Below are 17,336 nucleotides of genomic sequence, written 5' to 3' on the forward strand. Positions count from 1 at the left end.
CCAATCTTTAGCTTGCGCGCATGGGCAATCTGCTGATCTTCGGACTGGGTTACACGGCGACACGGATCAAGGATGCGATGCGTGCGCGCGGGTGGCAGGTGCGCGCCACCGGAAGCGCGGGCGACATCGACTTTGCCGACCGCGCGGCGGTGCTGGCGGCGCTGGGCGAGGCGAGCCATGTCCTCTCCTCGGTCCCGCCCGACCGGGCGAGCGGGCTCGACCCGGTGCTCGATACCTATGGGCGATCCTTTCCCCCGGCATGGTACGGCTACCTGTCCTCCACCGGCGTCTATGGCGACCGGCAAGGGGCTTGGGTGGATGAGGCGACGCCGACGATTGCCGAGACGGGGGAAGGCCGCCGCAATGCCCGTGCCGAGGCCGACGCGCTGTGGGTCAGGCTGGGCGCGCGGGTGTTCCGCCTGCCGGGGATCTACGGGCCGGGACGATCGGCGCTCGACCGGGTGCGGGAGGGCAAGGCGCGGCGAATCGACTTGCCCGGTCAGGTGTTCAGCCGGGTCCATGTCGACGACATTGTCAGCGGCGTGGTGGCTGCGCTGACGCAGGATGTACCGGAGGGCGCCTATAACTTGGGGGACGATCTGCCGTGCAGCGGCAATGAAGTCACCGAATACGCCTGCCGCTTGCTGGGGCTGGATCCGCCCCCGCTCGAGACACTGGAAGAAGCCGACCTGTCGCAGATGGCGCGCGGCTTTTACATGGAGAACCGCCGCGTCGCCAACGGCAAGGCCAAGCGGGTGCTGGGGTGGTCGCAGAAATATCCGACCTATGTCGAGGGGCTGGAGTCTTTGTTTGCGCCTCAGGCGCCGACGGGCGCATCCGCGCCCTTGGCTTCCGCGCCATAGGGCGCGACGGGCGGTCGCCCTTGCGGCCCTTCGGGCCGATTAGTCCTCACCTCCTCAAAGCTCCCGACTGCTGCACCTGCAGCGACTTCACGCGCCGCGCCCGGAGCGCCAATCCCATGCCCAGCAGCGCCAACGCCATGCCGCTGGCCGAGAGCGCGTCCCACCGGAACCCCTCGAACACGGTCGACAGCAGCATCGCCACGCAGACCGTGACGATGGCGTTGTAAGCCGTCTTCCCCGCGCCGATCTCGCGCACCAGATTGTAGTGCAGCGGGAAGGTCACGACCGATCCGATGATCGCGAGATAGGCCGTTCCCGCCCAGAACTGCCAGCCGCTCGGCAGGGTCGGCGGGCCGGCGGTGACGAAGGCATAGACCAGATCGAAGGCGGTGCCGTAGAGCATCGCCCAAGCGAGGAAGCTCACCATCGGAACGCCGCGCCCGGTGGGGTTGGCCTGCACCACATTGGCGATCGAGGCCGCCAGCATCCCGCCGATCGCGAGCACGATGCCGAGCCCGACATTGCCACCGAGCGGCGCGGCGTTCCATTCGTGCACCAGCAGCATCGCTACGCCGGCGATGGCGACAAGGCTCCCGCCGATGAAGCCGCTCTGCACCCGCTCGCCGATGAACACCCGCGCAAACACCGCATTGGGCACCATCAGCAGCGCAAACATCACCGCGACGATGCCGGAGGTGATGTGCTGCTCGGAATGGTAGACGAACAGGAAATTGCCGCTGAACTGCGCGATCCCGACGCCCAAAGCCAGCAGGTGCTCGGGCCGGTTCAGCCGCAGCCGGTTGCCCATCACCACGGCGAGCGCAAACAGCGCCGGGGTTGCCAGCATGAAGCGGAAGAACACCCCCCACGCGGCGGGCACGTTGCTGATCTGCCCGGTTATGACGAACCAGGTCGAGCCCCAGATCGTGCCGGTCAGCATGAAGGGGATCAGCACCTTGGGGCTGAGCATGGAAGGCGCGTTGGTGTCGCTCACAGCGCAGCGATGGCCTTGCCGAGCGCGCTCGCGTCCTCGGCCCGCGTGTTCCAGGCGGTGACGAAGCGCGCCGAGTCCGTGCCCCAGTCGTAGAAGGCGAAATCCTGCGCCCGCAGTGCCTCGCGCTCCGCAGGGGTCAGGCGCACGAACAGTTCATTCGCCTCGACCGGGTGAAGCAGCCGGTCGCCGCAGCCCGCCGCCACTTCCTGCGCGGCGGCGTTGGCGTGCGCGGCGTTAGCGAGCCACAGCCCGTCGTCGAGCATCGCGAGGATCTGCGCGGCCAGATAGCGGCCCTTGCATTGCAGGTGCCCCGCGCGCTTGCGGCGATAGCGCACCTGCCGCGCAGCTTCAGGATCGAACAGCACCACGGTCTCTGCGCCCATCCCGCCGTTCTTGATGAAGCCGAAGGCGAGGCTGTCGACCGGGCCGCTCGCGCTGCGCGCCGCATCCTCGGGCGAACCGCCGAGGAAGGCCGCCGCATTGGCGAAGCGCGCGCCGTCCATGTGCAGGCCGAGCCGGCGCGCCTTCGCGAAGTCCCCAAGCGCGGCGAGTTCGTCCGGGCGGTAGCTGCGCCCATATTCGCTCGCCTGCGTGATCGCGACCGCATGGGGCTGCACCTGATGCACATCATTGCGGATCGGGTCGATCAGCGCGGCGATGCTCTCCGGCGTCAGCTTCGCGCCTTCGCTCCCAAAACCGTCATCCACCAGCATCAGCTTGGCGCCGTGGAGGAAGAAGCCCGGTGCGCCGCCCTCGTCGACTTCGATATGCGCCTCGCGGTGGCACACCACCCCGCCGTGCGGCGCGCACATGGTGGCGAGCGCCAGACAATTCGCCGCCGTCCCCGTCGCCACCCACAGCGCGGCGCATTCGCGCCCGAACAAAGCGGTGAAGCGCGCATCGAGCTCGGCGGAGAGCGCGTCCCCGTCGTAGGGATTGTCCGGCTCATCGGCCTTGCGCATCGCCTCCCACAGGCGGGGGTGGACGGCAGCGGCGTTGTCGGACAGGAAAGGCTTGGGCAATGTCATGGAACATCGCCTCTAGCCGCACATTCACGTCTGACAACCCGGAGTCATCAATCGTGAGCGAACAAACGCCCAAGCTGACCATCACCCACCATGTCGCAGGACAGGGCGGTCGCTATGTCGCCGTGGTCGAGGGTGCTTCCGAGGAAGGCTATCTCGAATGGGAGGCCGGCGGGATGCGCGATGGCAAGGAGGTGTGGGTGGCCGCCCACACCATCGTCCCGCGCGCGATCGGCGGACGCGGGGTGGCCGCTGCGCTGGTAGCGCGGCTGGTTGCGGATGCGGAGCGGCAGGACTTCCTGATCCGCCCCGATTGCTCCTACGTCGCCAAGCGCTTTGCCGAGAACCCCGACTGGGCGCGTTTCAGAGTGTAAGCGCAGGTTCCTCCAGCGGCGCGTCGATCCGCGCGTAATCGGTGGCGGCAATCGTGGCGAGGATGCTCGCCCGCAGCGCGCGCGCATCGGCCAGCGGCACGCCGGGGATGGCGAAGCTGCCGCCCGCCAGCCCAAGATGGACCGTCGCATAGCCATGCAGCCGCGCCAGCGGGCCCTGCGCGATCTCGACCGAATGAAGCTTCAGCCGCGTCGCGATCCTGCTGGTTGGGGACAAGAGCCCGGTGGTCGCAAAGATCTGCGTGTCGCTCAGCGCAAAGCGGCGGAAGTGCCAGGCGTAGAGCTGGGCTCCCACCATCAACACTGCGAGGCCGAGCGGGATCAGGAACACCCCCGTCGGCGCAAACACTGCCGCCGCGATGGTCGCCAGCACGAACAGCGCCGATCCCAGCACCGCCCGGTCGTTGCGGTGCCGCTTGCTTGATCGCTGCCACCGCGTGCCTTCATCCGGCAGATCGAAGCCCGCCGTCGCCACGATCGGGGCCAGCTCCTCCATCTGCGCAAAGGGCGCAACCACGTGGCTCTCGTCCTCGGCATCCTGCGCCAGACTGACGAAGCTGAGGCCGTGCCAGCCGAAGCGATAGCGCAGCAGGCCAGTGCCGATCACCAGCCCCTGCACCCGGTGCACGGGCATCACCACGTCGGTGCGGGTCAGCAATCCGCGCTGCCGTCGGAACCCGCGGGGGCTGCGGGTGAGAGTGAAGCCCCAGTCGCGCAGCACCGTGCGCGCGATGCCGGTGGCAAAGCCGACCCCGATCAGCCCGATCACCCCCGCTACGGCCCCGATCGCCTGCGCCATCGGGCCGAGGCTGGCGACGGTTTCTCCCGACTGGCTCAGCCAGCTGCGCCACAGATCGACATCCCAGACATTCACTCCGGTGACATTGTCGACATATTGCAGCACGCCGCCCAGCACCGCGAAGACGGCGAGCGAGAATTCGAACATCCCGAAGGTCAGCAACCGCTTTGGGGTGAGGGCATAGAGCACCTCGGCTTCCTCGGCGCGCGGCGGGGCCTGCGGGTCGGCGGGGGTACCAGGATCCGCGCCCGCCGCCTCGTCCTCGCGCCGCTCGCGCACCAGCTGGCGCAGGCGCTCACCCTCGGCCGCAGTGAGGTATTGGAGCGCAAGGTCATCGCCCCCGCCCGCCCCGGTCTCGAACTTGACCGCAACCACCCCCGCCAAGCGCGCCAGCGGGGTGGCCTCGAGGCTGACATCCTGAATGCGCTCATAGGGCACCGCGCGCGCGGTGCGGCTGATGACGCCGCTTTCGACCCGCACGTCGCTCTCGCCGATGGTATAGGTCAGCCGCCGCCAGCCGAGCCAGCTGAACCCCGTGCCGATCAGCGCCGCGGCCATGCCCACCCCTATGGCGAGCGCATAGCGCCCGTCGCCGCCGATCCCGGAAAAGGCGATCGCGGCGGCAGGAAGGATCGCGCTGCGGATGCTCCCGAGCGCGCCCAGAATGACGCTCACCGGGGCGGTGCGCTGCGGCGCGGTCATAGCGTCTCGCGGCGGATATGCGCGCGGATCGTCTCGCGCATCTCGCGCGCCAGCGGCTCGCCGAGGCCGGGCAGGGCGACGCTCGAATTGTGATTGCCCGCGGTGTGCAAAGTCAGCGTGGCGATGCCGAAGAACCGCTCGATCGGGCCCTGATCGACATCGATATGCTGCACCCGGCTGAAGGGCACCACCGTGTCCGAGCGGAAAAGCAGGCCGCGCACCACGCGCAGCCGGTCGGCGCTGATCTGATAGCCGCGCGCGCTGTAACGGCGGGCGGGAATGCGGATGATCAGCGCCGCGGCGATCACCAGCACTGTCCCGGCTATCAACCCCTTCGGCAGCAGCCCTTCGCCCGCCAGCGCGGTTTCGAGCACCAGCGACCCGATCAGGAAGGGGATCGCGGTCAGCGTCGTGCGCACCCGCAGCGCGTGGGCATAGTTGGGGTGCAGCTTGGTCAGCGCGCCCTCATCGTCGAGCGGCACGGCGGGGAGCGGCGGAGAGGTTGCGTCCATGGTGCCTTATCTGCGCAATACAGCCGCCCCGTGCAAGCGCTTTCGCAGCACCGGCCTAGCGGAAATATGAGGGCGACGACCAGCCCCCCGCGCCCTAGAACCACCCGGCAAAACCACCTCCCGGAGCAACCCGCCATGACCATCCTGCATTCCAGCCTCGGCCCCAACCCGCGCCTCGTGCGGATGTTCATGATCGAAAAGGGGCTGGAGGAAGGACACGATTTCACCCGCGTGCACTACGACATCATCACCGGCCAGAACCGGCAGGATGCGGGCTACATGGCGAAGAACCCGCAAGGCACCACCCCGACGCTGGAGCTGGATGACGGCACCTGCCTCACCGAAAGCTGGCCGATCTGCGAATTCATCGAGGAGCAGCATCCCGACCCCAACCTGTTCGGCGCAACTCCCGTGGAGCGCGCCACGGTGCGCAAATGGGCGCGCCTGTTCGATCAGGAGGTGGTGGTGCCGATGACCATGGGCTTCCGCGCCGGCGCCGGCCGCCCGATGTTCGCCCCCCGCATGAGCGTCGTCTCGCCCGAGGCCGGGGCGGAGCTTTCGGCGCTGGCGGACGAGAAGTGGCGGCTGTTCGATACCTATCTGGGCGCAAGCAACCACATCGCGCTGGGCCGCTTCACCTTTGCCGACCTGCTGATCTTCGCCTTCGCCAATTTTGGCTTCACGGTGGGGTGGAAGCTGCCCGAAGGCACCGACAACCTCGCGCGCTTTGTCGCGGCGCACAACCAGCGGGCCTGTGCGGCGGTATGGAGCGAGGCGGAGTAGCGCGCGGAAGTGGTCTGCTGACCGGGTGGCCGCACTTAAGCGTTACAAAGCGGACACCGTGTCCGCTTAGTGGGTGTGAATTTTAGCTCGATAGCGCAGAGGCTTAACCTGTTTTCTGCCATGCGGACGGACAGGGGAGAGGGGGCTTGTTCGGCCCTTGGCGGTCACGCGACCACCCTGACAGCGATGGGAAAGAGCGGGCGCGGAGGATAGCGGCGGGGAGAGGTGTAGGAAATGTCGGCAATCGCGGCTTTGTCGCCGAAAGCTGCCGTTCGGGAAGTGACCCCATAGCGGTCCTTTACTACTCGTCGCCCCGTGCTTGACACGGGGTTTGGCTTTTCTTCCTCTCAGGTGGCGAAGCAAAGGAGCCAAGCCCCGTGTCAAGCACGGGGCGACGGTGAAGAGAGGCGGCAGAGAACCACCCCCAAGCGGTCATGGGCGGGACCGATCCGTGATCCCGAAAGCGGCATGGCGGCTTTGCCCCGCTCGCATAAAATTTCCGCCATTCAGCAAGCGACCCCATTGCTGCCGCCGCCCGATCCGTGTAAGATTTGCAAAATGAAACCATACGCTTGCACGTTCGCGCTCGTCTTACTTTTGTTCGCGTGCTCAGATAATGAGGTCACAAAAAGCGAAAGTGTGGAAGAGGTTGATGGCGAAGTTCCGATGACGGCCTATTCCCTTACAAGTGCCGACGTGATTAAGGCCGAACAAGCGGCGGCGAGAGGAGATATTGAGGCTGATAAGGACTTGGCCTTTCATTTCGGGCTGGTCGGTGAACAAGCTAAATCTGAAATGCATCTCAGTCGTTGTTTAAAGGCTCTGCACCCAGAGTGCTTGGCGGAAAAAGCGGCTCTTTTGATCAGAGACTCAATGGATCCCCAGACAAGTCAATCTGATCGTGTCAAATTATTGAATGAGGCTTTGCACTTCAATGATCAGGCAATTGAGTCAGACGGACGCAAGGGCAGTTCTCGCAAGAACGATTATCTCGCTCAACGCCAGTTTATAACCGACCTTCTTCAGGGCAAAAGCCTCAACGAGCTCGGCCCCTGAAGCTGTCCGCTTTCCACCCATCTCCCGCCATCCATCTGCGTTCCAGATGCCCCCAAAAGCGGACACAGAAAAACCCCGGCGGATCGCTCCGCCGGGGTTTTCTTGTCTTGAGGCTGGGCTGACTCCGGCAAAGCCCGAGTCGTCAGTCGGAGCTTCGCCCCGCTGGCCGGCCTGCGGCGTGGACGGGTCAGCCGAGGCTGGCCCGCCCGCCTTAGGCTTAGAACCCCATGCCGCCCATGTCGGGCATCGGGGGCGAGGCCGGCTTGTCGTCCGGGCGTTCCACGATCGCCGCTTCGGTGGTGATCAGCAGGCCGGCGACCGAGGCCGCATCCTGCAGCGCGGTGCGCACGACCTTGGTCGGGTCGATCACGCCGGCCTTCACCAGGTTTTCGTAGACATCGGTCGAAGCGTTGAAGCCCTGCGTTTCGTCATTCTCGCGCAGCAGGTTGCCCGCAACAACCGCGCCATCGTGGCCGGCGTTCTGGGCGATCTGCTTGATCGGGGCGGTGATCGCCTTGCGGATGATGTCGATGCCGCGGGTCTGGTCTTCGTTCACGCCCTTCAGCCCTTCGAGAGCCTTGGTGGCGTAGAGCAGCGCGGTACCGCCGCCGGGGACGATGCCTTCTTCCACCGCAGCGCGGGTCGCGTGGAGCGCGTCGTCGACGCGGTCCTTGCGCTCCTTCACTTCGACTTCGGTCGCACCGCCAACCTTGATCACGGCCACACCGCCAGCGAGCTTGGCAAGGCGTTCCTGCAGCTTCTCGCGGTCGTAGTCGGACGAGGTGTTGTCGATCTGGGTGCGGATCTCGGCGACGCGCGCCTTGATGTCGTCAGCCGAACCGGCGCCATCGACGATGGTGGTGTTGTCCTTGTCGATGGTGACCTTCTTGGCCTGACCGAGCATGCCGACAGTGACATTCTCGAGCTTGATGCCGAGGTCTTCGCTGATCATCTCGCCCTTGGTCAGGATCGCGATGTCCTGCAGCATCGCCTTGCGGCGATCGCCGAAGCCCGGAGCCTTCACGGCCGCAACCTTCAGGCCGCCGCGCAGCTTGTTGACCACCAGGGTCGCCAGCGCTTCGCCTTCGATATCCTCGGCGATGATCAGCAGCGGACGGCCCGACTGCACCACAGCTTCGAGGATCGGCAGCATCGCCTGCAGGTTCGACAGCTTCTTCTCGTGGATCAGGATGTAGGGATTATCCAGTTCCACGGTCATCTTGTCGGGGTTGGTGATGAAGTAGGGGCTGAGGTAGCCGCGGTCGAACTGCATGCCTTCGACGACATCGAGCTCGAATTCGAGGCCCTTGGCTTCCTCGACGGTGATCACGCCTTCCTTGCCGACCTTTTCCATGGCTTCGGCGATCTTCTCGCCGACTTCACGGTCGCCGTTGGCCGAGATGATCCCGACCTGCGCGATCTCTTCCGAGCCCGAGACGTCCTTCGAACGGCTCTTGAGGTTTTCGACCACGGCGAGCACGGCCTGATCGATCCCGCGCTTGAGATCCATCGGGTTCATGCCGGCTGCGACCGACTTCATGCCTTCAGTGACGATCGCCTGGGCGAGCACGGTGGCGGTGGTGGTGCCATCGCCTGCGCTGTCATTCGCCTTGCTGGCGACTTCGCGCAGCATCTGCGCGCCCATGTTCTCGTACTTGTCCTTGAGCTCGATTTCCTTGGCGACGGTAACGCCGTCCTTGGTGATGCGCGGGGCACCGAAGCTCTTGTCGATGACGACATTGCGGCCCTTGGGGCCGAGCGTCACCTTGACGGCGTTGGCGAGAATGTCGACGCCGCGCAGAATGCCTTCGCGGGCTTCGCGGCCGAACTTGACGTCCTTGGCTGCCATGATTGTTTCTCCTGAGATTGGGTTGGTAGTGAAAGGAAGCGGATGGGATCAGGCGATCAGCCCATGATCCCCATGATGTCGCTTTCCTTCATGATCAGCAGGTCTTCCCCGTTGATCTTGACTTCGGTGCCCGACCACTTGCCGAACAGCACGCGGTCGCCCGGCTTGACGTCGAGCGCGATGCGCGCGCCGCTGTCGTCACGGTTGCCTTCGCCGACGGCGATGACTTCGCCTTCGCTGGGCTTTTCCTGAGCGCTGTCGGGGATGATGATGCCGCCAGCGGTCTTCTGGTCGGCTTCGATGCGACGGACCACAACGCGGTCGTGCAGCGGACGAAATGCCATGGTGATGACCTTTCCTTGAGTGAATGAGATGGCTTGGCACTCTCCGTCCGAGAGTGCCAACGCAGCGGCATTTGGTCGCGGGGCTTCAATGAATCAAGCCCCGCGCGCGCAAAAAATTTTTGCCGCGATGCCACATTTCCGGCGCTGGGCAGTTGGACTACCAAGGCCCCCGGGCCACACGCCTGCCCGCAGACACTCGCAAGGATAGCTTTTCTCCCGATGACCTCCCCGAAGATTCCCCCCCGCATCGCCGAACGCCTCGGCGACGAATTCGACATGGCCGCGCAGGCCTGGCTGTGGCTGCGCGAAAGTATCCCGCATCTGCTCGGCGCGGTGGCGGTGCTGGTTATCGGCGTCATCCTCGCCAAGCTGCTGTCGAAAGCGGCCGACAAGGCGCTCAGGCGGGCCACCCATATCGAGCCGACGGTGGCGCGGTTCCTCAGCAATATTATCAAATATGCTCTCTGGGTCGTGGTCGCGGTTACGGTGCTGACCCAGTTCGGCGTGCAGACCACCAGCATCATCGCTGCGCTTGGCGGTCTGGCGCTGGGGGTGGGCCTCGCGCTGCAAGGCACATTGTCGAATGTCGCAGCCGGGGTGATGATCCTGATCCAGCGCCCGTTCCGCGTGGGCGAGACGATCACGGCGGGCATCGTTACCGGCGAGGTGCGCGGCATCGGGCTGTTCACCACCGAGATCACCCAGCCTGACGGGGTCTATGTGATGGTCCCCAACAACGAGCTCTGGAACAAGCCGATCGTCAACATCTCGCGCCTGCCCACGCGGCGGTTCGAGCTGCTGATCGGCATCGGCTATGGCGACAGCATCGAACAGGCGCGCAAGGAAATGCTCGCGCTGGCAGAGGCGGACGAGCGGGTGCTCGACGATCCGGCCCCGGTGGTGTTCGTCTCTGCCCTCGCCGACAGTGCGGTGACGATGGGCATGCGGGTGTGGTGCAAGACCGGGGACTATCTCGCGCTGTCATGGGCGCTGACCGAAGCGGCCAAGAACCGCTTCGACAAGACCGGCATCTCGATCCCCTTCCCGCAGCGCGAGGTACATCACATCACCGAGCAGCCCTCAGCCGCGGGTCAGCCCGAGCGTGTCGCGGCGGTGCCAGCGCCAGATCAGCAGCATGGCGGCGAAGAATAGACCGGTCGCAAGGCCGATCCACACGCCGGTGCCTTCCAGCGGGGTGAAGAAGCCGAGTCCGATCGATACGCCGATGCCGGGCACCCAGTAGCTGAAGATTGCGATCCACATCGGCACGCGGGTGTCCTGCAAGCCGCGCAGCGCCCCTGCGGCGACGGCCTGCACCCCGTCGGCCAGCTGGAAGATCGCGGCGAGCGCCAGATACTGCAGCGCGAAGGCTACCAGCGCGGCATTCTTGGCGGCGTCGGGATCGACATAGAGGCGCAGCAGCCACTCGGGCATCAGCACCATCGCGCCTGCGGTCAGCGACATGAAGCCCGTGCCGATCGCCAGCGCCACCCACCCGGCGCGCTTCACGCCGACGGGATCGCGCGCGCCGTAGAAATAGCCGACCCGGATCGCCGCGGCCTGCCCCACGCCGAAGGGAACCTGAAAGGCGAGCGCCGCCAATTGCAAGGCGACCGTGTGCCCGGCAAGTTCCGCCGCGCCGAAGCGCCCCATCAGAAACGCCGCCGCGCCGAAGATTCCGGCCTCGGCGGTGATCGTCAGCGCGATCGGGGTGCCGATTACGACGATCTCCCGGAAGCGCGCCCAGTCGGGCGCCCAGATCCTCCCGAACACATGATAGCGGTGCAGCCGCCGGTCGAGGCGGATCGCCGCAACATAGGCGGCGAGCGTGAACAACGCGGTGATGATCGTCGCCACCGCCGCGCCGGGCAGGCCCAGCCGCGGCGCGCCCAGCTCGCCGAAGATGAAGGCGTAATTGGCGAGGCCATTGACGAAGATCCCGGCCCCCGTGATCGCCGTGGCGAAGATCGGGCGGCCCAGCGCCGAGACGAAGTTGCGCAGCACCGCGGCGAGCAGCATCGGGATCATCGAGAAGACGATCACCACGTTGTAGGAATTGGCGAGCGCGCGGATGCCCGGTTGCTGGCCCGAGACCTGCATGATCGGATCGAGCAGCAGGCACAGGCCCATGCCCGCAGCGCCCGCGATCACCGCCAGCCACAGCGCCATGCGGACCGCGCGGCGCACCGCCCGCAGCGCCGGCGCGCGCGCGCCCAGCTCCTCGGCGATCAACGGGGCGACCGCGCCAGTCAGCCCGGTCAGCGCCCACAGCACCAGCCCGAACAGCGACACCGCCAGTGCCGATCCCGCCAGCTGCTCGTCACCCAGCCGGGCGATGAAGATCACGTCGATGGCATAGGTCAGCATCTGCAACAGATTGGCAGCCGCCAGCGGCCCCGCGAGCCCGAGAGTCGCGCGCAGTTCCTGCCCCCAGCCGGGCGTTTCGAGAGAACGGTCCTGTTGCATTATCGCCTGTCTGCCCACCGCAAGGCGAGCCGGCCCGGATAGGCGCAAGGGCGATTCGGGGGAAGCGCAAAGGTGCGGCGGTCACATTTTGCGCTGTGGTGCAGCCGAGGCTGATTTCCAAGACACTGAATAGTCATGCGAAAAATCCGGCGATCCTGCTCGCGGCCGGATTCCGCTTTGCCGAATGCCCTGATATTCATATAGTTGTGGATTGGGGGCAATGTGACTGACAAGCGACGAATTTTTGAAGAGGAATCTGCCGTGCGCACCGCGCGCGCGGGTGGCTCTTCGCGTCGCGGATCCATCGCGCGCGGCCTGATGTCGCGGGTGCTGCCGGGCGGGATCGTGGTGGTCGCGGCGTTGACCGTGCCCGAACTTTCGGTGGGTGCGGGCGATCTGGCCGGGGGCAATCACGCGGACGATCCGCCGTTGCCGCCGCCGCCCTCATTCAAGCAGACCCCGACTGCGCGGCCGGGCGCGGCCAAGGCGAAGCCGGGGCTTGCCGGGGTGCGCTATGCTCCGATCATCGATCTCGAACCGGTGCCCTTGCTGACGCTGACTGCGGCGATGGAATTGCCCGGTGCGCGCGAGGCTGAAGCGCCCGTCACGGCACCCGCTCCCATTGCCTCTCCCGTCGCCACAAGCCTCCCGGTCGAGGCCGCGCCGCTGCCCGCGCCGCTGCCCGCGCTGGTGCCACCGCCGATGGTGCCGACAATCATCAATGCCCCGAGCGCCGCTGAGGCTGCGCCTTTGGCGGCGATTGCCCCGCCGCCCGCAACGCCGGTCGCGGCGACGCCGACCATGCCCGCCGCGTCGCTCCCCGCCGCGCCGGAGCTGGCCGCTGCGGCGGTGCCCGCTCCTCATCTCTCCGTGCCTGCGGGGCTGGATCAACCGGCCCAGGCGCCGACCGCAGCCGTCGCAATGGCCGTTTCCCCACCCGAGCCCGTGGCCGCACCATCCCGGATCGCGGCGATTGCGACAACCGCGCCTTCCGGTCGGGGTGTCGGGGCAGGGGCGATGGCCGAGCCGACCGCTTCGGCACAGACCATCCCTCAGCCCCCGGTTGCGTCCCCCGTTTCGCGCCCTGCGCCTGCCCCGGCCACGCGCGCCGCCGCACCGCAGCCCACGCAGCAACCGGCAGCTGGCCTGCGCGCACCTGTTGCCGCGCCGTCCCCGGCCCCTGCACCCGCCATCGCCGCGGTGCCGCAGGCCCGGCCCGCGCTGAGCGCGCCGCTCGCCGCCGGGAACAGCCCCTTTCCGCTCGATGTCAAAGCGCAGCTTATCACCCGCGTCGACGGCAAGACTGCCGGGGCAGTCGATTTCCAGCAGACGCCCGAGGGGCTCAAGCTGCGGCTCGGATCGGTGGTCGAGGTGCTGGCCGATCGCTTCGCCCCGGACGAGATCGCCCGCATCCGCGCCTCATCGGCGGGCAATGCCTATGTCTCGCTCGCCGAGTTGCAGGCCAAGGGCATCCCGATCAGCTATGATCCGGTCTATGACGAGTTCAATGTCGGGCTGACCGACACCCGGCCCAAAGCCGCGCGCAAGGTGCATATCGACCAGATCACCACGCCCGAGCGCGGGATCGATGCGACCGGCATGGCGCAGGTGCCGCGCCCTCGCTGAGACGGATCAACCGGCGGTGCAGGGCCCGCGGGTGATTTCATAGGGCGCGCGGCCCTCTTCCTCGGCGGTCAGTTTCACGCACCAGTCCGCGCCGACATTGGTGCGCATCGTCGAAAGCACCGCGCGGGTGTCCGCCGCCAGCGTGGTCGCGCCGCGGTGGCGCGAGGTCGATTGCCCGGTCACCTCCAGCGCATAGCTGACCGCCTGCGCGCGCGGCGAGTGGCCGATCAGCTGGATTTCGACGGTCCCGTCATGTTCGTGGACATCGAGCGTCAGGGCGTGGGGCTGTTCGGGCATGGCGGACACCGTGGTGTGAGAGAGCAGGGCCAGCGCGAGGGCACCGGCGGGCAGGGCGGACAGGGTCATGGCGCGCGGCCTCCGAGCTGGTTGATGAGGGCGTTGAGCAGCGCCTGCGTTTCCTCGCCGAAGCTGGCGGTATCGGGTTGCTCCTCCTCGCGCGGGCGGGCGGGGGCGGCGGGGGTGGTGCCGAGCGCGATCGAGGCGATCGCCTGATTGCTGAAATCCCCGCTCGACGCGCCGCCGCGCGCCAGCCGGTCGATCACCTGCGCGATGCTGGGCAGGGCCGCGCTTTCGAGATTGCCGCTGAGCAGCCGGTCCTCGGCACTGAGCGAGCGTTCGGAGGTTGGGGCGAACTCGGTCGAGCGGGTCTCGATCCGGTTCTGGCACAGCGTCACCACCGCCGGGATATCGGGCGGATCGTTGCAGATGTCGGTGCCCTCGATCGCTTGCAGCAGCACCCGGCGTTCTGCCGGGGAGAGCTGGGCGAGGGTCGCTTCGAGATCGGCCTTGGAAAGCTGCGCGATGCCCGGCCCGCCATCGCCGCGGGCGCTGATCTGGCTGGCGGGCGCGCTGCCCTTGCCGCGGATGATCCCGTCGCTGCGCGCTTCCACCAGGCTGGCGCGGGGCTGCGGCGGCGCTGCGGGGTGGGCCGCGCTCTCGAGATAAGCGCTGCCCGGCCCGGTTGCCGCCTGCGGCATTTCGATCTGGCTCGCCTCGGTGCGGCTGGCGGGGCTTTCGTTCTCGTCAGCCACCTGTCCGGAGAGCGCAGGCACGGCGCACACCGCCACTGCGGCAAGCGCGATCCGCATCGGGGGCCGCCGGTGCCGCATCACCCGCCCCCGCCCGGCGGCGGCAGGAACTGCGCCCCGCCGGTATTGCTCTGCGTCACCTGCATATTGGCCCCGCCCTGCTGGGTGATCTGGAGATCGGCGAGGCCATCGCCGTTCTGGCTCCATTGCAGGCTGTTGTTGCTGCCAAGCTGCGCGGCGCTCATGCTGTTGGCATCGCCCACCTGATTGAGCGTGGCGGTGTTGTCGCTGCCATCCTGCGTAAGGCTGATGCTGTTGCCATTGCCGCTCTGCACGATCTGCGCTCCGGTGGCGCCCGCCGCAGCGGTTTCGCGCTGGAAGATCAGCGCGCTGTTGCCGTTGCCTTGCTGAAGCAGGGCGAGATCGGCCGAGCCATCGCCGTCCTGCCGCGCGGTGGCGACATTGCCATCGCCATCCTGCGCAATCTGCGCACGGTGCGGGGCGCTACCGGTCTGGGCGAGGTCGGTCTGGTTGTCGTTGCCGTTCTGCACCACGCGGGCGAGGCTGTCGGAATTCTGCTGGGTGATGGTCGCGCTGCTGCCATCGCCGATCTGGGCGACGAAGACCCCGCGCGTCGGCTCGCTCTGGGCGAGGGCGGGGGTGGTCAGCAGCGAACCGGCGGCAAGCGCCAGCGCGATGATCGGAGCGTGAGACTGCATGGCGTTCGTGGCTCCCGGTGAACTTGAGATCGAAGTGTAGTCGAAAAAGTGGTCCCGGGCGAGAGCCGTGCTCCCGCCCGGGGCCGTGGGGTTCAGAGGCCGGTCTGCGTAACAGTCGCCATGTTACCCATGCCGTTCTGGTTGACGGTCGACATGTTGCCGGTGTTCGACTGGTTCACCGTGGCGCTGTTGCCGGTGCCGGACTGGGTGATGAACGAGTCGTTATCCAGCCCACTCTGGTTCAGCGTTGCGCTGTTGCCGGTGCCGCTCTGGGTCAGCTCGGAGAGACCTTCGTCCCCGGTCTGGTTGATGTCGGCGCTGTTGTTCACGCCGCCGGCGAGCTGGCTGACGGTCGAGCGGTTGTCGTTCCCGATCTGGTCGATGAAGGCGACATCGTTGAGGCCCGACTGGGTCAGGGTAGAGGTGTTGTCATCCCCGGTCTGCACGATGGCGGCAGACGTGAAGGCGACCACGCCCCGATCCTGCGTTCCGTTCTGGGTCGCCGTGGAGGTATTGCGGTTCCCGGTCTGGTTCGTCTCAACGATTGACAGCGTGTTCGACGGGGTGGCCGCGCCAAGGATCACATTGTTGACATTGTTGTTCCCGAACTGCCGCGCGATCGAATAGTTGTTCTCGCCGGTCTGCATGGTGGTCATGCTGTTGGCGTCGCCTCGCTGTTCGGCATAGGCCAGCGTGGAGTTGCCGAGCTGTTGGAAGTCGACATTGTTTCCGATGCCGTCCTGAATGACGACCGCGCTGGGCGATGAGGTCGGGATAGTGCCGACCCGCCACACGTCATGGCTGCCGGTCTGGTTGATGTTGGAGACGTTGTCCGCACCACTCTGGTCGACGAATGCGCCCGGGAAGCGGTTGAAAAAGTTGGCCTGCGACTCCTGATTGATCGTCGACTGCTGGTTGTCGCCGGTCTGGTTCACCGAAGCGAAGGCATCGACCACACCCGACTGGGTGATGTCCGAACGGCTGTTCGTGGCATTCTGGGTCACGTTGGCGGTGCCGCGCGTCCCGGACTGATCCGTGATCGAGCTGTTGTCGCTGCCGCTCTGGTTGACGTTTACGGTGTTGAAGGTGCCGCTCTGCGTCGACGTCGAGGTGTTGCCATCGCCCGACTGGATGATCGACGCGGTGCCATCGGTCCCGTTCTGCAGAACGGTGGCGGTCAGATTGATGCCATCCTGGCTGACGTTCGAAGCATTGTCGTCGCCGTTCTGAGTCACGGTGGCGGTGTTCGAAGCCTCGACCGCTGCGAGTGCGGTGTTGGTCTGGCTGATCGTGCTTTCGTTGCCGGAGCCGACCTGCGTGCTGGTGGCGGTCATCAGCCGGGCCGAGTTGGTGCCGCTGCCACCGGTCTGGTTGATGGTGCTTTCGTTGTCGTCACCGCTCTGGTTGATCGTCGCGGTAGCAACACGCGGATCCGGGGCGCCCGAAGGGTTCGGCGCGTTGAGGATCGACTGGTTGATGGTCGCGGTGTTGAAGCCGCCGCCCTGATTGATCAGGGCATCCGACAGCTGCCCGTTCTGGGTCACGAAAGCGTCGTTGTCGCTGCCCGACTGAAGGATCCCGACCAGCACCGGATCGCCCGGATCGCCCGAGGCATTGCCGAAGCCCGACTGGCTGACGGTTGCATCATTGTTGTTGCCGCTCTGCAGCACATTGAGCTCGCCGTCGGTTCCGGCCTGCGAGGCCAGAATGCCGTTGTCGTCACCGGTCTGCACCAGCAGCGCGGTCTGGCTGTCGGTCTGGAACGGATTGCTGGCGGCGCGGCCCTGCGTCAGTGTCGCTTCATTGCGATCGCCCGACTGTTCGACCTGAGCGTCCGAGCCTTCCGAGGTCTGGCCGACCGAGGCGGTGTTGAAGGTGCCCGACTGATCGATCAGCGCGGCGCCGCCGGCATTGGCTTCCTGGTTGATGGTCGCGGTGTTGTTCGCGTTGCTCTGGATCACCGTGGCCGATGCTTCCTCACCCGTCTGGGTCACAGTCGCGGTCTGGGTGCTGCCGGTCTGGGTAACGGTGGATTCGTTGCTCTGCGCAAAGGCCGGAGCAGCAAAGGCGAGGGCCAGCATCGAAGCGCCGGCAAGAATGGTATTTTTCATGAGGAAGTCCTTTCAGGTCTTCAGGATAATGGTCAGGCTGGGGCAA

Annotated in this window: 17 protein-coding genes; 6 read left to right on the top strand and 11 right to left on the bottom strand. The window is 66.5% G+C overall.

Annotated features, from left to right (window positions below; all coding sequences use genetic code 11):
* Positions 1-20: 20 nt before the first annotated feature.
* Entirely contained in the window at positions 21-863 is an 843-nt protein-coding gene (locus BZF59_RS00275) for a Rossmann-fold NAD(P)-binding domain-containing protein (protein ID WP_086606251.1), read from the top strand.
* A gap of 46 nt (positions 864-909) precedes the next feature.
* On the opposite strand, the gene BZF59_RS00280 is transcribed toward BZF59_RS00275, so the two are convergent.
* Together BZF59_RS00280 and BZF59_RS00285 are read right to left on the bottom strand one after the other, a co-directional pair.
* Positions 910-1,833, bottom strand: a complete 924-nt coding sequence (locus tag BZF59_RS00280) for a DMT family transporter (RefSeq protein ID WP_086606301.1) — start codon at positions 1,831-1,833, stop codon at positions 910-912.
* 20 nt (positions 1,834-1,853) lie between these two features.
* Positions 1,854-2,885, bottom strand: coding sequence for a threonine aldolase family protein (locus BZF59_RS00285; protein WP_086606252.1), 1,032 nt, complete (start codon positions 2,883-2,885; stop codon positions 1,854-1,856).
* 53 nt (positions 2,886-2,938) lie between these two features.
* On the opposite strand from BZF59_RS00285, the gene BZF59_RS00290 reads away from it, so the two are divergent.
* Positions 2,939-3,256 carry an N-acetyltransferase gene (locus BZF59_RS00290; RefSeq protein ID WP_245805950.1) on the top strand — a complete coding sequence of 106 codons (318 nt, stop codon included), beginning with the start codon at positions 2,939-2,941 and terminating at the stop codon, positions 3,254-3,256.
* Here the strand turns inward: BZF59_RS00290 and BZF59_RS00295 are convergent.
* On the bottom strand, positions 3,246-4,775 hold the full coding sequence (locus BZF59_RS00295; protein WP_086606254.1) for a PH domain-containing protein: 1,530 nt from the start codon (positions 4,773-4,775) through the stop codon (positions 3,246-3,248). The genes BZF59_RS00290 and BZF59_RS00295 overlap by 11 nt on opposite strands.
* Entirely contained in the window at positions 4,772-5,287 is a 516-nt protein-coding gene (locus BZF59_RS00300; RefSeq protein ID WP_086606255.1) for a PH domain-containing protein, read from the bottom strand. Before BZF59_RS00300 ends, BZF59_RS00295 begins: the two co-directional genes overlap by 4 nt.
* Before the next feature lie 135 nt (positions 5,288-5,422).
* Between BZF59_RS00300 and BZF59_RS00305 the strand changes: the two genes are divergently transcribed.
* Positions 5,423-6,070: a glutathione S-transferase family protein gene (locus tag BZF59_RS00305; protein WP_158094220.1), complete on the top strand. Its 648-nt coding sequence runs from the start codon at positions 5,423-5,425 to the stop codon at positions 6,068-6,070.
* Positions 6,071-6,628: 558 nt separating this feature from the next.
* Positions 6,629-7,126 carry a hypothetical protein gene (locus BZF59_RS00310; protein ID WP_086606257.1) on the top strand — a complete coding sequence of 166 codons (498 nt, stop codon included), beginning with the start codon at positions 6,629-6,631 and terminating at the stop codon, positions 7,124-7,126.
* Positions 7,127-7,343: 217 nt separating this feature from the next.
* Here BZF59_RS00310 and groL read toward each other — a convergent pair whose 3' ends face one another.
* Positions 7,344-8,975: a chaperonin GroEL gene (gene groL, locus BZF59_RS00315; RefSeq protein WP_086606258.1), complete on the bottom strand. Its 1,632-nt coding sequence runs from the start codon at positions 8,973-8,975 to the stop codon at positions 7,344-7,346.
* Positions 8,976-9,031: 56 nt separating this feature from the next.
* Positions 9,032-9,319 carry a co-chaperone GroES gene (groES, locus tag BZF59_RS00320; protein WP_086606259.1) on the bottom strand — a complete coding sequence of 96 codons (288 nt, stop codon included), beginning with the start codon at positions 9,317-9,319 and terminating at the stop codon, positions 9,032-9,034.
* A 219-nt stretch (positions 9,320-9,538) separates the two neighbouring features.
* On the opposite strand from groES, the gene BZF59_RS00325 reads away from it, so the two are divergent.
* The gene (locus tag BZF59_RS00325; RefSeq protein ID WP_086606260.1) at positions 9,539-10,471 is read left to right on the top strand and encodes a mechanosensitive ion channel family protein; all 933 of its coding nucleotides are present in this window, start codon (positions 9,539-9,541) and stop codon (positions 10,469-10,471) included.
* Here BZF59_RS00325 and BZF59_RS00330 read toward each other — a convergent pair.
* Positions 10,400-11,785 carry an MATE family efflux transporter gene (locus BZF59_RS00330; protein ID WP_086606261.1) on the bottom strand — a complete coding sequence of 462 codons (1,386 nt, stop codon included), beginning with the start codon at positions 11,783-11,785 and terminating at the stop codon, positions 10,400-10,402. The two genes, BZF59_RS00325 and BZF59_RS00330, sit on opposite strands and share 72 nt — an antisense overlap.
* A gap of 261 nt (positions 11,786-12,046) precedes the next feature.
* On the opposite strand from BZF59_RS00330, the gene BZF59_RS00335 reads away from it, so the two are divergent.
* Positions 12,047-13,411, top strand: a complete 1,365-nt coding sequence (locus BZF59_RS00335) for a hypothetical protein (RefSeq protein ID WP_086606262.1) — start codon at positions 12,047-12,049, stop codon at positions 13,409-13,411.
* A gap of 6 nt (positions 13,412-13,417) precedes the next feature.
* Here the strand turns inward: BZF59_RS00335 and csgH are convergent, their stop codons facing one another.
* The 4 genes from csgH to BZF59_RS00355 all read right to left on the bottom strand — a co-directional run bounded on the left by csgH (position 13,418) and on the right by BZF59_RS00355 (position 17,290).
* Positions 13,418-13,777, bottom strand: a complete 360-nt coding sequence (gene csgH, locus BZF59_RS00340; protein ID WP_086606263.1) for a curli-like amyloid fiber formation chaperone CsgH — start codon at positions 13,775-13,777, stop codon at positions 13,418-13,420.
* The gene (locus BZF59_RS00345) at positions 13,774-14,520 is read right to left on the bottom strand and encodes a hypothetical protein (protein ID WP_086606264.1); all 747 of its coding nucleotides are present in this window, start codon (positions 14,518-14,520) and stop codon (positions 13,774-13,776) included. The genes csgH and BZF59_RS00345 overlap by 4 nt, the downstream gene beginning before the upstream one ends.
* A gap of 20 nt (positions 14,521-14,540) precedes the next feature.
* A complete protein-coding gene (locus tag BZF59_RS00350; RefSeq protein WP_086606265.1) occupies positions 14,541-15,179 on the bottom strand; it encodes a hypothetical protein in 639 nt (212 codons plus the stop codon).
* 92 nt (positions 15,180-15,271) lie between these two features.
* Entirely contained in the window at positions 15,272-17,290 is a 2,019-nt protein-coding gene (locus tag BZF59_RS00355) for a beta strand repeat-containing protein (protein WP_086606266.1), read from the bottom strand.
* Positions 17,291-17,336 lie beyond the last annotated feature (46 nt).

The organism is Erythrobacter donghaensis (assembly GCF_002155425.1).
GTDB classification, from domain to species: domain Bacteria; phylum Pseudomonadota; class Alphaproteobacteria; order Sphingomonadales; family Sphingomonadaceae; genus Erythrobacter; species Erythrobacter donghaensis.

What these genes read in the sequence shown, in the direction of transcription:
- BZF59_RS00300 (WP_086606255.1), bottom strand. Translation starts at nt 5,287, where the DNA reads ATGGACGCAACCTCTCCGCCGCTCCCCGCCGTGCCGCTCGACGATGAG.
- BZF59_RS00285 (WP_086606252.1), bottom strand. Translation starts at nt 2,885, where the DNA reads ATGACATTGCCCAAGCCTTTCCTGTCCGACAACGCCGCTGCCGTCCAC.
- BZF59_RS00325 (WP_086606260.1), top strand. Translation starts at nt 9,539, where the DNA reads ATGACCTCCCCGAAGATTCCCCCCCGCATCGCCGAACGCCTCGGCGAC.
- BZF59_RS00275 (WP_086606251.1), top strand. Translation starts at nt 21, where the DNA reads ATGGGCAATCTGCTGATCTTCGGACTGGGTTACACGGCGACACGGATC.
- groES (WP_086606259.1), bottom strand. Translation starts at nt 9,319, where the DNA reads ATGGCATTTCGTCCGCTGCACGACCGCGTTGTGGTCCGTCGCATCGAA.
- BZF59_RS00305 (WP_158094220.1), top strand. Translation starts at nt 5,423, where the DNA reads ATGACCATCCTGCATTCCAGCCTCGGCCCCAACCCGCGCCTCGTGCGG.
- BZF59_RS00280 (WP_086606301.1), bottom strand. Translation starts at nt 1,833, where the DNA reads ATGCTCAGCCCCAAGGTGCTGATCCCCTTCATGCTGACCGGCACGATC.
- BZF59_RS00350 (WP_086606265.1), bottom strand. Translation starts at nt 15,179, where the DNA reads ATGCAGTCTCACGCTCCGATCATCGCGCTGGCGCTTGCCGCCGGTTCG.
- BZF59_RS00310 (WP_086606257.1), top strand. Translation starts at nt 6,629, where the DNA reads ATGAAACCATACGCTTGCACGTTCGCGCTCGTCTTACTTTTGTTCGCG.
- BZF59_RS00345 (WP_086606264.1), bottom strand. Translation starts at nt 14,520, where the DNA reads ATGCGGATCGCGCTTGCCGCAGTGGCGGTGTGCGCCGTGCCTGCGCTC.
- BZF59_RS00295 (WP_086606254.1), bottom strand. Translation starts at nt 4,775, where the DNA reads ATGACCGCGCCGCAGCGCACCGCCCCGGTGAGCGTCATTCTGGGCGCG.
- BZF59_RS00330 (WP_086606261.1), bottom strand. Translation starts at nt 11,785, where the DNA reads ATGCAACAGGACCGTTCTCTCGAAACGCCCGGCTGGGGGCAGGAACTG.
- csgH (WP_086606263.1), bottom strand. Translation starts at nt 13,777, where the DNA reads ATGACCCTGTCCGCCCTGCCCGCCGGTGCCCTCGCGCTGGCCCTGCTC.
- groL (WP_086606258.1), bottom strand. Translation starts at nt 8,975, where the DNA reads ATGGCAGCCAAGGACGTCAAGTTCGGCCGCGAAGCCCGCGAAGGCATT.
- BZF59_RS00355 (WP_086606266.1), bottom strand. Translation starts at nt 17,290, where the DNA reads ATGAAAAATACCATTCTTGCCGGCGCTTCGATGCTGGCCCTCGCCTTT.